Below are 12721 nucleotides of genomic sequence, written 5' to 3'. Positions count from 1 at the left end.
TGCACGGCCTGTCCGCTGACCGGGTCTGGCGCTTGGCTTAGCCATGATCGAGGCCTCTCAGGTGGGCGCAGAACATGTCGGCCATGGCGTCGGCGTAGGCTTCGATCTCCGCGGAGGTTCGGGGCGCCTCCGAGAACTGCTTTCCCACCGTACTGAGCGTCGTCATGACCAGGTCGCCGGCCAATTCGCGAGTCACTTGCGCGGCGTTGGGCAACGCCTCCTGCATGAAGAGCTGGATGGTGCGGTCTCCGGACGCCCTTGCCACCTGCGCCTCGGGCGCGTCGCGGTAAAGCGGCGCGGCGTCGTCGAGCGCCACACGCACCGCGGCCTCGTCATACTCCGAGCGAAGGAAGGCGTGGACCAGGCCGCGCAGCCTTTCAAGTGGCGGTTTTCTGACATCCTCGAGGATGTCGCGCAGCAAACCGGTCGTCTGCCGCCATTCGTCGCTCTGGAGCCGGAACAGGATCGCCGCCTTGTTCGGAAAATACTGATACAGCGATCCGACACTGACACCGGCCTTCTCGGCCACCCGCGCCGTGGTGAAGCGCTGCGCGCCTTCTTTCGCCAAAACCTGAACAGCAGCCTGCAAAATCGCAGCGACGAGCTCTGCCGAGCGGGCCTGCTTGGGCTGTTTTCGCGAGGAAATCCGCGGACTTCGGTGATCGCTCATTGAGAGGCGCGCCAATGCGATTAGTGAATGCGAATGATTAGTCGTATTTTGAATGGCGCACAAGAACGCATTCAATTTTGACTGGAGACCGATATGACCACACTGACGAAAAAGCCGCTCGCGCCCCTGCTGGACCGCCTGTTCGAGGAAGCCGCTGCGGCAACGAGCCCTGCAGTGGCGGAGCTCTCCGCCGAGGAGCGGAGCCGCCTCATTCGGAGCAAGACCGAATACCTCGATTTCTATGGGCGGCTAAGGGACCTCTGGCTTCCCGTCTCGCGAGAGACCGGCACGCTGCTCTACATGCTGGCACGAGGCAGCGGCGCCAGGACGATCGTTGAATTTGGAACCTCGTTCGGCATTTCGACCCTGCACCTTGCCGCAGCGTTGCGGGACAATGGCGGCGGCCGCCTGATCACCAGCGAGTTCGAGCCGTCCAAGGTGGCGCGCGCGAGGAGTAATCTGACAGCAGGCGGTCTCATTGACATGGTGGAAATCCGCGAAGGAGACGCGCTGCAAACATTAAGCGTCGATCTTCCCGAAACCGTCGACCTGCTTCTGCTCGACGGCGCCAAAGCGCTCTATCCCGAGATCTTGAGTCTGGTTGAAAACCGCCTCAGGCCGGGCGCCTTCGTCGTTGCCGACAACGCCGATCTTTGCCCCGAATACCTCGAGCGGGTGCGCTCGACAGGGAGTGGCTACATGTCCACGCCGTTCGGCGAGGATGTTGAACTGTCGATGCGGCTTGGCTGAAGCACCGCCTGACCTGCCGGAACGATCGTGCCCAAGATGGGCGGCGGCGGACAAAACTTTGCCCGGCATCGCCCATCAATTGCCTCGCTCTTGCCTTCAAACAGCCGTCACGAACCTCCTATATTGTGGTTCGTGGCGGGAATCAGAAAGAAGGAGGCGAAACGATATGCAGCACGAACGCGAAATCGACGCCCTGCTCTCATCTGGCGAGGCCGGATCGATCATCGACCGGCTGATGGCGCTGCCGCACCCGAAGCAAGGTGCGTTGAGTGCAAACGAATGGGATCGCGCGGTCGCCAGCCGCTTCGAGACCCATCTTGCGAGACAGATGCGCTCGCAGATCGACGGCAACAGCGACCGCCAGGACGCTGCCTGATCCCCACTACCCCTGGCGCAGCCTGACCGGCGCTTCGCCGAACGCTCTTGAAAACGCTCTGGAAAATGCCGCGGCGGACGAAAACCCCGTTCGCCCGGCAATGTCCGCCATGGCGATGCGCGTATCGACCACCAGCCGGCGCGCGGCGCCGAGGCGCAGCCTGAGGTAATAAGCGCCGGGCGTTTCGCCGATCGACTTGCGAAAGATGCTTTCCAGCGTCCGTGCCGTCACCCCGGCGCGCTTTGCCACTGCGGCTACGGTCAGCGGCTGGTCGACATGCGCTTCCATCAGCCGGATGGCTTGCGCCAGCCTGGGATCGTAGCCGTCAAGACGACCGAGCGAAACCAACGGCTGCGCGTCGGTCGCGGCGCGCGCCTGGTCGTAGATGAAGACGCTCGCGACATCGAGCGCCACGGCCATGCCGAGCCGCGTGCGGATCAGATGCAGCATCAGGTCGAAGGTCGGCGAGGCGCCGCCTGTGGTGAACACCGGGCCGTCGATGACGTAGCGGTCGGGTCGCACGTCGATGCCAGGAAAGGCCGAAGAGAAATCCTCCATGTCCTCCCAATGGGTGGTGGCGCTGCGCCCTTCCAGCAGACCCGCGCGCGCCACCAGCCACGTTCCCGCCTCGACGCCGCCGCAGGCGCGTGCCGCGCGCGCCGCCCGGCGCAGTCCGGACAGCAGGGCCGATGTGGCGTAGTTCTGCGTGCCGAAGCCGGCGACGACGACCAGCATATCGGTTGCGTCAGCCGCATCGAAGCGGCCGCTGACCGCCACCGGCAGGCCGCATGTGGTGACCGGCGCCTCGCCTGTGACCGAGACCAGCCTGAAATCGAACAGCGTCTCACCGGCAATGCGGTTGGCGGCGCGCAAGGGATCGACAGCCGAGGCGACGCACATGATCGACGAGCCGGAGAATACCAGCAGCGTTACCTTGAGCGGCAAACGCTCAGCCCGAAAGATCGTCGGTTTTTCGTTTTTCGTCACACGATCTTCGTAAAACGCAAAACAGTTTCCGGCAAGTCAGGCATTCTTGCCCTACGTTCTATTGGGAGAGAGTCCGATGCCGCTTGCGATGAACCGTGAGGTCTTCATTACCTGTGCCGTGACCGGGTCCGGCAGTTCGCAGGACCGTAGCCCGCATGTGCCGCGATCGCCCAAGCAGATCGCCGATTCGGCCATCGAGGCAGCAAAGGCAGGGGCTGCGATCGTCCACTGCCATGTGCGCGATCCCGAGACCGGCAAGCCTAGGCGCGACGTGCATCTTTATCGCGAAGTAACGGAGCGCATCCGCGCGGCAGACGTCGACGTGGTTTTGAACCTGACCGCCGGCATGGGTGGCGACATGGTGTTCGGCCCGCCGGAAAAGCCGCTGCCGCTGAACGAAAAAGGCACGGATATGGGCGGTGCCAGCAACCGCATGGAGCATGTGCGCCAGTGCCTGCCGGAAATCTGCACGCTCGACTGCGGCACCATGAATTTCGCCGAGGCCGACTATGTCATGACCAACACGCCCGGCATGCTGCGCGCCATGGGCGGCATGATGACGGCGCTCGGCGTCAAGCCGGAGATCGAGGCCTTCGACACCGGCCATCTCTGGTTCGCCAAGCAACTGGTCGAGGAAGAAGTGCTGAAGCCCGACGCCTTGGTGCAATTGTGCATGGGCGTGCCGTGGGGGGCGCCGGACGACCTCAACACCTTCATGGCCATGGTCAACAATGTGCCGTCGACCTGGAACTGGTCGGCCTTCGCCATCGGCCGCAATCAGATGGCCTATGTCGCGGCCGCGGTGCTGGCCGGCGGCAATGTCCGCGTCGGGTTGGAGGATAATCTCTGGCTCGACAAGGGCGTGCTCGCGACCAATGCGCAGCTGGTCGAGCGGGCGGTCAGCATCGTGTCGAATATGGGCGCCAGGGTCATCGGCCCGGATGAGGTGCGCAAGAAGCTGAACCTGACGAAGCGCGCACCGCTTTGAAAAGCCGGTAGCTGGTTGGGAGGAGCCGCCGATGAAGACCGTGAAATTCACTGCGATGAAGGACGGCGACCGCGAGGATTATGCCTTCCTCACCGAGCACGAGATCGACTATGCGGCAAAGACCGGCGAGCGGTTGCTCGACGCCCTAGTCCAGCTCGACGAAGGGCTGTCGGGCTACAAGATCACCCGGCTCGGCCATTCGCTGCAAGCGGCGACGCGGGCCTGGCGCGACGGCGCCGACACCGACTGGATTGCCTGCGCGCTGCTGCACGATATCGGCGACATCTATGCACCCTATAATCACGACGAGTATGCGGCGTCGATCCTGAAGCCTTTTGTGCGCGAGCAATGCACCTGGGTGGTGGAAAAGCACGGCGATTTCCAGCGCCTCTATTACGCCCACCACCTCGGCGGCAATCCGCACGCCCGCGACCGTTTCGCCGGGCACATGTATTTCGACGATTGCGATGAGTTTTGCGAGCGCTGGGACCAGTCGAGCTTCGACCCGGATTACGAGACATTGCCGATCGATTTCTTCCGGCCCTTCGTGCTCGAAGTGTTCGCGCGCAAGGCCTATGACGCGTCCGTGATCCGTGCCGGCGAGCGTGTCGCCCTCACCGACCCCGCAACAGCCAGCACAAGAACCGGAGCCTCCGCATGAGCATCATCAACAAGGCGGCCGCCATCGGCGGCGGCGTCATCGGCGCCGGCTGGGTGGCGCGGCTGCTCCTCAACGGCATCGACGTGTCGATCTTCGATCCCGACCCCGAGGCGTCACGCAAGGTCGGCGAGGTGATGAAGGGAGCGCGACGCGCCTACAAGCAGATGCTGCCGGGCGGCCTGCCGAAGGAGGGCAAGCTCACCTTCGCCAAGACGATCGCCGATGCCGTCGCCGACGCCGACTTTATCCAGGAAAGCGTGCCGGAGCGGCTCGACCTCAAGCACCGCGTGCTGGCCGAGATCGACCTTTATGCGCCGGCCAACGCCATTGTCGGCTCCTCCACTTCCGGCATCAAGCCGACCGACATGCAGGTGGCGATGAAGAAGCACCCGGAACGGTTGGTCGTCGGCCATCCGTTCAACCCCGTCTATCTCCTGCCGCTGGTCGAGATCGTCGGCGGCGAACAGACCTTTCCCGAGGCGATCGAGGTCGCCAAGGAGATGTATGCCTCGATCGGCATGAAACCTGTCGTCATCCGCAAGGAGATCGAGGCCTTCGTCGGCGACCGCCTGCTCGAAGCGGCCTGGCGCGAGGCGCTGTGGCTGGTCAAGGACGGAATCTGCACGGTCGAGGAGCTTGACGACATCATGCGCTATGGCTTCGGCCTGCGCTGGGCGCAGATGGGCATGTTCCAGGTCTATCGCGTCGCCGGCGGCGAGGCCGGCATGCGCCACTTCATGGCGCAGTTCGGCCCGTGCCTGAAATGGCCATGGACCAAGCTGATGGATGTGCCGGAGTTCAATGACGAGTTGGTCGAGCTGATCGCGATCCAGTCGGACGACCAGGCGCACGGTCTGTCTATCCGCGAGCTCGAAAAGATCCGCGACGACAATCTGGTCGCCATCATGGAGGCACTGTCGAAGCAGAACAAAGGCAAAGGCTGGGGTGCCGGCGCCTTGCATAAGGACTACACCAGGCAGCTGGCCAAGCTTGCGGCCAAGAAGCCCACCGCCTCCAAGGCGGCCGAAAAGGCCAAGGCTGAAAAGCCGAAGAAAAGGAAGAAAGGCTGAGACCATGGATTTTGGTCTTTCGGAGGAGCAGAAGCTCATCGTCGAGACGACGCGGGCCTTCGTCGAGAACGAGCTTTACCCGCATGAGCGCGAGGTGGAGCGCACCGGCGTGCTGCGCCGTGAGCTGATCGAGGAGATCAAGGCCAAGGCGATCGAAGCGGGCCTCTATGCCGCCAACATGCCGGCCGATATCGGCGGCGCCGGGCTCGATACGGTGACCTGGCTGCTTTACGAAAAGGAGCTCGGCCGCGCCAACTACGCGCTGCATTGGACCTGCGTTGCGCGGCCTTCGAACATCCTTCTCGCCGGCACGCCGGAGCAGCGCGAGAAATATCTCTTTCCCTGCATTCGCGGCGAGAAGTGGGATTGCCTGGCGATGACCGAGCCGGGCGCCGGTTCCGATTTGCGCGGCATGAAGGCAACCGCCGTGCAAGACGGCGACGACTGGGTGCTGAACGGCACCAAGCATTTCATAAGCCACGCCGACATTGCCGATTTCGCGATCGTCTTCATGGCCTCGGGCGAGGAAGAGTCTTCGCGTGGGAAACGCAAGAAGATCACCGCCTTCTTCGTCGACAAGGGTACCAAGGGCTTTACTGTGCGCGACGGCTACCGCAACGTCTCGCATCGCGGCTACACCAATGCCATCCTCGAATTCGACGATTGCCGGTTGCCGGCCAGTCAGATTCTGGGCGAGGTCCACAAGGGCTTCGACGTTGCCAATTCATGGCTCGGCGCAACGCGCCTGCAGGTCGGCGCCACCTGCCTCGGCCGCGCCGAGCGGGCGCTTGGCCACGCCATCGAATACGCCGCGCAGCGCCAGCAGTTCGGCCAGCCGATAGGCAAGTTCCAGGGCGTATCGTTCAAGCTCGCCGACATGGCGACCGAGTTGAAGGCCGCCGACCTGATGGTGTTCGAAGCCGGCTGGAAGTACGATCAGGGCACCGTCACCGACCAGGACATGGCCATGGCCAAGCTGAAGGCCACCGAAATGCTTGCCTTCGTCGCCGACGAGGCGATCCAGATCCATGGCGGCATGGGGCTGATGGACGATTTGCCGCTGGAACGCATCTGGCGCGACGCTCGCGTCGAGCGCATCTGGGAAGGCACCTCGGAAATCCAGCGCCACATCATCTCGCGGGCGCTGCTGCGCCCGTTCGGGGGCTAGAGCATGATCCCAAAAAGTGGAAACCGGTTTTTGGAAAAGATCATACTCCAAGGAAAAAGATGACTATGCACAAACTTGAGCGCCTTTTGCGCCCGCGGACAATTGCCGTCTTCGGTGGTGCGCAGGCTGCTGCCGTCGTCGCACAATCGATCAAGATGGGCTTTGCCGGCGAGATCTGGCCGGTGCATCCGAGCAAGGCCGAAGTCGCCGGCCGCAAGGCCTATCGCTCGGTAGCCGAATTGCCCGGTGCGCCGGATGCCGCTTTCGTCGGCGTCAACCGGCACTTGACCATCGAAGTGGTCAAGGCGCTGGCCGAACGCGGCGCCGGCGGTGCGGTCTGCTTCGCCGCCGGCTTCCTCGAAACCGAGGCCTATGACGAAGACGGCGAACGGCTGCAGGCCGAGCTGGTCGCGGCGGCGGGCCAAATGCCGATCATCGGGCCGAACTGCTACGGGCTCATCAACTATGCCGACGGCGCGCTTTTGTGGCCCGACCAGCATGGCGGCATCAGGTTGCCAGAAGGCGGTCGCGGCGTTGCCATCATCACCCAGTCGTCGAACATCGCTATCAATATGACGATGCAGAAGCGCGGCCTGCCGATCGCCTTTCTGATGACCGCCGGCAACCAGGCGCAGACCGGGCTTTCCGAAATGGCGCTCGGCCTGATCGAGGACGACCGCGTCACCGCGCTCGGCCTGCATATCGAGGCCTTCGATTCGGTAGCCGGCTTCGAAAGGCTGGCGGCACGGGCGCGCGAGCTGAAGAAGCCTGTTATCGCCATGAAGGTCGGCCGCTCCGAGCAGGCGCGGCAGGCGACCGTCTCGCATACCGCGTCGCTGGCCGGCTCGGACGCGGCGTCCGGCGCCTTCCTGAAGCGGCTCGGCATCGCCCGCGTCGATTCAATCCCGGCCTTCATCGAGGCGCTGAAGCTGCTGCACGTCACCGGCCCCCTGCCCGGCTACCGGCTCTCGTCCATGAGCTGTTCGGGCGGCGAGGCATCGGTGATGGCGGACAGCGCCGAAGGCCGCTGGGTGACGTTTCCGCCACTCACCGCCGAGCACCGCGCGCATGTCAAATCGACGCTCGGGCCGCTGGTCGCGGTGGCCAACCCGCTCGACTATCACACCTTCATCTGGAACAACGAGCCGGCGATGACCGCCACCTTTACCGCCATGGTGTCGGGCGGCTTCGACCTCAACATGCTGGTGCTCGATTTCCCGCGCCCCGACCGCTGTTCGGACACCGACTGGTGGGCGACGCTGCGCGCCTTCGAAGCGGCGCTGAAGACCAACAGCGCGCAAGGCGCGATCGTCTCCTCGCTGCCGGAGAACCTGCCCGAGGAATATACTGCCGGCCTGATGGCGCGGGGCATGGTGCCGCTGTTCGGCATTTCCGAGGCCATGGACGCCGCCCAGGCGGCGGCCTTCATCGGCTGGGCGTTGCGCGAGCCGCAGGCGCAGCCGATCGACACTTCGGCGTCCGGCGCGCCGGCCGGCGACCATGTCACCCCGGACGAGGCCGAGGCGAAGGCGCGGCTCATCGAGGCCGGGCTCCCCGTGCCGAAGGGCGAGCGCGCCGGCAATGCGGTCGAAGCTGTGATCTCCTCGATGGCGCTCGGCTTCCCGGTGGCGCTGAAGGCCCTTGGTGTCATCCACAAATCCGAGCTCGATGCGGTCCGGCTCAACCTCAGGGATGCCGAATCCGTCAGCACCGCCGCCCACGATCTCGGCCCGCTCGGCACCGGCCTTTATGTCGAGCGCATGGTGCGCGACGGCATCGCCGAGTTGCTCGTCGGCTTCACCCGCGACCCGATGTTCGGCGCGGTGATGACGCTCGGCACCGGCGGCGTGCTGGTCGAGCTGTTGCGCGACAGCGTCACGCTGATGCTGCCGGCGACCCGCGACGATATCGAGGCCGCTTTGCGCGGGCTGAAACTGTTCCCGCTGCTCGACGGTTATCGCGGTCGGCCGAAGGCCGATGTCGCAGCGGCAATCGATGCGATATCAGGCATTGCCGGCTTCGTGCAGCAAAACGCCGGCGAGATCGAGGAGCTCGACATCAATCCATTGATCGTCTGCACCGAGGGCAAGGGCGCCTGGATCGCCGATGCGCTGCTGGTGCTGGGAGACAAGAAGAATGGCTGAAATCATCACCACCCGCCGCGAGGGCACGATCCTCGAAGTCACGCTCGACCGGCCCAAGGCCAACTCCATCGACCTGAAGACGTCGCGGCTGATGGGCGAGACGTTCAAGGCGTTTCGCGACGATCCCGACCTGCGCGTCGCCATCGTCAAGACCGCAGGCGACAAGTTCTTCTGCGCCGGCTGGGACCTGAAGGCTGCGGCCGGCGGCGATGCGGTCGACGGCGATTATGGTGTCGGCGGGTTCGGCGGCTTGCAGGAACTGCGCGATCTCAACAAGCCGGTGATTGCCTGCGTCAACGGCATGGCGGTCGGCGGCGGCTTCGAACTGGCGCTATCCTGCGACCTCATCTATGCGTCGGATCATTCCTCCTTCGCCCTGCCCGAAATCCGCGCCGGCACGCTGGCCGATGCGGCGACGATCAAGCTGCCGAAGCGCATCCCCTATCACGTCGCCATGGACCTTTTGCTCACCGGCCGCTGGATGGATGTCGCCGAGGCGCATCGCTGGGGCCTGGTCAACGAAGTGCTGCCCAAGGACAGGCTGGAGGACCGCGTCTGGGAGATCGCCCGGCTGCTTGCCAGCGGCCCGCCGCTGGTCTTCGCCGCGATCAAGGAAACAGCGCGGATCGCAGAATCGCTGACCTTCCAGGACGCCATGAACCGGGTGACGCGCCGGCAACTGCCAACGGTTGACGCACTCTACGGCTCGGAGGACAATCTCGAGGGTTTTCGCGCCTTTGCCGAGAAGCGCGATCCGGTGTGGAAGGGGAGATGACGCTGAGGAGATGATGGCGCGAAACACCCCCCTCTGCCCTGCCGGGCATCTCCCCCTCAAGGGGGGAGATTGGATGTCATCATCGCTTTCGCCAATTGTCGACGCTGGAGAAAAGGCGGTTTCGCCGAAGCTGCCGATCTCCCCCCTTGAGGGGGAGATGCCCGGCAGGGCAGAGGGGGGTGCCTGGGCGCAGTCGTCGCAGGTTGGTCGTCTCTCATGACCGACTACAAAACCCTCATCGACGCCGAGACCTGGGCCTTCATCGAGCGGACCAACTCCTATTATCCGCCCGACACGATCGACTACACCATCGCCGAGCAGCGCAAGATTTATAACCGGATGTGCCGCGAGTTCTTTGCCGGCTATCCCCAAGGCGTCACGGCGGAAACCACCGCCATTGCCACGCCATGGCATCAGGTTCCAGTCCGCATCTACCGCGCCCCGGCGCCGGAAACGGCGGCGATGGTGCTTTATTTCCATGGCGGCGGTTTTATCCTCGGCGGGCTCGACAGCCATGACGACCTCTGCGCCGAGCTTTGCGGCCGCACCGGCTACGAAGTGGTTTCGGTCGACTACCGGCTGGCGCCGGAACACCTTCATCCGGCCGCCTTCGACGATGCCATCGGCGCCTTCGAATGGGCGTCGACTACTTACGAACGGCCTATCCTGCTGTGCGGCGACAGTGCCGGCGGCAATCTCGCCGCGTCCGTCAGCCACGCGACGCGCGGCCATGCGCGCAAGCCGATCGGCCAGATCCTGGTCTATCCCGGCCTTGGCGGCGACAGCTCCGCCGGTTCCTATGTCACCCACGCGGAAGCGCCGATGCTTAACGTGCGCGACCTCGTTTTCTACAAGGACATCAGGACCGGTGGCGAGGACCGCACCGGCGATCTCACCTTGTCGCCGCTCGCCGACGCAGACTTTGCCAATCTGCCGCCTACCGTCGTGATCACCGCCGAATGCGACCCGCTGTCGTCGGACGGCGAGGCCTATCGCGACCGCATCGTTGCCGCAGGCGGACGCGCCTGGTGGTTGGAGGAGCCGGGGCTGGTGCATGGGTATTTACGCGCCAGGCACACGGCCGGCCGCGCCCGCTCGAGCTTTACCCGGATTGTCGATGCGGTAGCGGTTTTGGGAAGGGGCGAGTGGATCTGGTGAGGGATGTCTTCCCGACCAGAACGGGCCTTTGTCGGCCGGTACAGCTCTATTCGCGGCGGCGTCGCCGGCCAGAAACCCGCCTCAGCCAAGGTCCCAGATGAAAGGCGCTCATCAGCAGGTACATCGGGACCATGCCGCCCAGCGGTGAGGCCTCTTGCCCGGTCGAGCACATCATATCCGGCGCTCCGCCGAGAAGCGTCAGCAGCGCCATGGTTGCGAAGGTCGGCGCGGCCGCAAAGGACAGCCAATCGGCTGCACTATGGCCGGCCGGGCTCGCATCGCCGGCGGATGCGCCTGCATGAATCTCGCTCATGTCCGTTGTCCCTGATAGCGAGCGGGATGCGGTCGAATTGAACCGTGCATCCCGCTCGTCCAATTGTCCTGGCCGCATTTCCGCGCGCCAAAGACGTTCTATTCGGTGCGGTTCCGGAACGCGGCCTCTCCGGCGTCCGACACCTCGACCCACTTTTTGTCGGGAACGGCTTCGGCGCCGTAATTGTCGTGCCAGTTCCACCACTTGTACGTCGGCGTTTGCGGATAGCCCTCGGGCGAATCCTCCCAAACCTCCTGGCGGCCGAGCGGCGACAGGTCGAGATAGCTCCATACGGTCCCCATCGCCTCGTCGCCGCGGTTGTTGATGAAGTAGGTGCGGAACACGCGATCGCCGTCGCGGATGAACACGTTATGGCCGTGCCACTCGTCAACGCCGAAGTCGGCATCGAAGCTGTCGGTGATGGTGTACCAGGGCATCTTCCAGTCCATCCGCGCCTTCAGCCGCGCAATGTCCGCCTGCGGTGCGCGCGAGGCGTAGGCAAGCGTGGTGTCGCGGGCGTTCAGATGGGCGAGGTTGCCGACCTGATCGGCCCCCAACGAGCAGCCGCGGCAAGCGTGGTCGGGCCAGCCGAATACGCCGGGCTCGAAGAAGGCGCGGTAGACGATCAGCTGACGGCGGCCCTCGAACAGGTCGAGCAGGCTCACCTTTCCGTCGGGCCCTTCGAACGTATAGGTCTTCTCCACCGCCATCCACGGCATCCGCCGGCGCTCGGCGGCCAGTGCGTCGCGAGCCCGGGTCACCGTCTTCTCCTTCACGAGCAGCTGCTGGCGCGCGGCTTCCCACGCGTCGGGCGAAACGACCGGTGGTGTCTTCATCGCGAGCCGCGTCGTCTGTTCGCCTGTGCCATTCTGATGAGCCGTCATTGTGCATCTCCCTTGCTGGTTTGTCGCCGCAGGCGCGACGTGTTGGGTCGTGAGATAGGATAGGGGCGATAGCGGATTGGCGAGAGTGACAAGTGTGACGCGATTCCGACGGGTTCGCTGATCACGGCCAATTTCGCCGCCCGCGACGCCCTGCGCTCATTCCCGCCCGGACTGCTGAATGGGCCGAGCCCCGGCCAGATAGCGGTCGTTGTCAAATGGTTCGGCCTGGTTACTATCCGGGCTCCACAGCTGCCGGTGGGTTCGTGTGAGATCGCCGAGATAGACATGCAGCGCACCTGATCGCGCGCTGCCGGTATTCGCAACCGCATGCACGGTATTTGACGCCATGTGCACCACGGCAGGCGCTGCGATGTCCTGCCTTTCGGGAACATCGAGTTCGCTGCCGGCAACAGGATAGATGAAGTTCGTCTCGCTGCCCTTGTAGATGCCGATCAAGGCATCCATCAGGTGGTTGTGGGGCGGGTACTGCAGGCCGGGCGACAGCGTGATGTGGTAGATCGTCAGGTTCGGGCTCGCATGCAAAAGCACCTCGTCGTCGTCTTCTTCGTGAGCGAGTGTTCCCGATGCGTGAAAACGGTTGGTGTAGTCGCCCAGGACCGTCCTTATCGCTTCGAGGGGATCTGGTCCCCTCGCGGCATTGACGATATCGTCGGCAACGGCGTAGAGAGGCGAGTTGGCGGGCAAAGGCATATCAGTTATCCTCCCTGAGATGCTCAGATCACCAATCTGAGACGCTCACGCTAGCGAATGCTGAGG

The 12721-nt window shown here is 64.2% G+C and carries 14 protein-coding genes; 9 read left to right on the top strand and 5 right to left on the bottom strand.

The window, feature by feature from the left end; translation table 11 throughout:
• Positions 1-37: 37 nt before the first annotated feature.
• Positions 38-670, bottom strand: a complete 633-nt coding sequence (locus NKI19_RS15335) for a TetR/AcrR family transcriptional regulator (protein ID WP_352565683.1) — start codon at positions 668-670, stop codon at positions 38-40.
• Between the two features lie 93 nt (positions 671-763).
• Here NKI19_RS15335 and NKI19_RS15330 point away from each other — a divergent pair, with 93 nt between their 5' ends.
• On the top strand, positions 764-1420 hold the full coding sequence (locus NKI19_RS15330) for an O-methyltransferase (protein WP_352490419.1): 657 nt from the start codon (positions 764-766) through the stop codon (positions 1418-1420).
• A gap of 166 nt (positions 1421-1586) precedes the next feature.
• Positions 1587-1796, top strand: a complete 210-nt coding sequence (locus NKI19_RS15325) for a hypothetical protein (protein WP_254815980.1) — start codon at positions 1587-1589, stop codon at positions 1794-1796.
• A gap of 6 nt (positions 1797-1802) precedes the next feature.
• Here the strand turns inward: NKI19_RS15325 and NKI19_RS15320 are convergent, their stop codons facing one another.
• Positions 1803-2783 carry a GlxA family transcriptional regulator gene (locus NKI19_RS15320; RefSeq protein ID WP_352490420.1) on the bottom strand — a complete coding sequence of 327 codons (981 nt, stop codon included), beginning with the start codon at positions 2781-2783 and terminating at the stop codon, positions 1803-1805.
• Positions 2784-2859: 76 nt separating this feature from the next.
• Between NKI19_RS15320 and bcoG the strand changes: the two genes are divergently transcribed.
• The 7 genes from bcoG (at position 2860) to NKI19_RS15285 (ending at position 10747) form a co-directional block, all read left to right on the top strand.
• The gene (gene bcoG, locus NKI19_RS15315; protein ID WP_352490421.1) at positions 2860-3771 is read left to right on the top strand and encodes a 3-dehydrocarnitine:acetyl-CoA trimethylamine transferase BcoG; all 912 of its coding nucleotides are present in this window, start codon (positions 2860-2862) and stop codon (positions 3769-3771) included.
• 31 nt (positions 3772-3802) lie between these two features.
• Positions 3803-4432 (top strand): HD domain-containing protein, encoded by a 630-nt coding sequence (locus NKI19_RS15310; RefSeq protein WP_352490422.1) that lies wholly within the window; start codon positions 3803-3805, stop codon positions 4430-4432.
• Positions 4429-5502, top strand: coding sequence for a 3-hydroxyacyl-CoA dehydrogenase NAD-binding domain-containing protein (locus tag NKI19_RS15305; RefSeq protein WP_352490423.1), 1074 nt, complete (start codon positions 4429-4431; stop codon positions 5500-5502). Before NKI19_RS15310 ends, NKI19_RS15305 begins: the two co-directional genes overlap by 4 nt.
• A gap of 4 nt (positions 5503-5506) precedes the next feature.
• A complete protein-coding gene (locus tag NKI19_RS15300; protein ID WP_352490424.1) occupies positions 5507-6670 on the top strand; it encodes an acyl-CoA dehydrogenase family protein in 1164 nt (387 codons plus the stop codon).
• Positions 6671-6735: 65 nt separating this feature from the next.
• Positions 6736-8814 carry an acetate--CoA ligase family protein gene (locus tag NKI19_RS15295; RefSeq protein WP_352490564.1) on the top strand — a complete coding sequence of 693 codons (2079 nt, stop codon included), beginning with the start codon at positions 6736-6738 and terminating at the stop codon, positions 8812-8814.
• Positions 8807-9589 carry a carnitinyl-CoA dehydratase gene (locus tag NKI19_RS15290; RefSeq protein ID WP_352490425.1) on the top strand — a complete coding sequence of 261 codons (783 nt, stop codon included), beginning with the start codon at positions 8807-8809 and terminating at the stop codon, positions 9587-9589. The genes NKI19_RS15295 and NKI19_RS15290 overlap by 8 nt, the downstream gene beginning before the upstream one ends.
• A 216-nt stretch (positions 9590-9805) precedes the next feature.
• Positions 9806-10747, top strand: a complete 942-nt coding sequence (locus tag NKI19_RS15285) for an alpha/beta hydrolase (RefSeq protein ID WP_352490426.1) — start codon at positions 9806-9808, stop codon at positions 10745-10747.
• 46 nt (positions 10748-10793) lie between these two features.
• On the opposite strand, the gene NKI19_RS15280 is transcribed toward NKI19_RS15285, so the two are convergent.
• From NKI19_RS15280 to NKI19_RS15270, 3 genes are all read right to left on the bottom strand, one after another.
• A complete protein-coding gene (locus NKI19_RS15280) occupies positions 10794-11060 on the bottom strand; it encodes a hypothetical protein (protein WP_352490427.1) in 267 nt (88 codons plus the stop codon).
• 98 nt (positions 11061-11158) lie between these two features.
• The gene (locus NKI19_RS15275) at positions 11159-11944 is read right to left on the bottom strand and encodes a DUF899 domain-containing protein (RefSeq protein ID WP_023677589.1); all 786 of its coding nucleotides are present in this window, start codon (positions 11942-11944) and stop codon (positions 11159-11161) included.
• A gap of 156 nt (positions 11945-12100) precedes the next feature.
• Positions 12101-12655 carry an autotransporter gene (locus tag NKI19_RS15270; protein WP_352565678.1) on the bottom strand — a complete coding sequence of 185 codons (555 nt, stop codon included), beginning with the start codon at positions 12653-12655 and terminating at the stop codon, positions 12101-12103.
• Between the last annotated feature and the right edge of the window lie 66 nt (positions 12656-12721).

The organism is Mesorhizobium sp. M0751, from assembly GCF_040320265.1.
Lineage (GTDB): Bacteria > Pseudomonadota > Alphaproteobacteria > Rhizobiales > Rhizobiaceae > Mesorhizobium.
The sequence above is the reverse complement of the archived record's forward strand: the minus strand, read 5'-3'. Positions and strand labels throughout refer to the sequence as shown.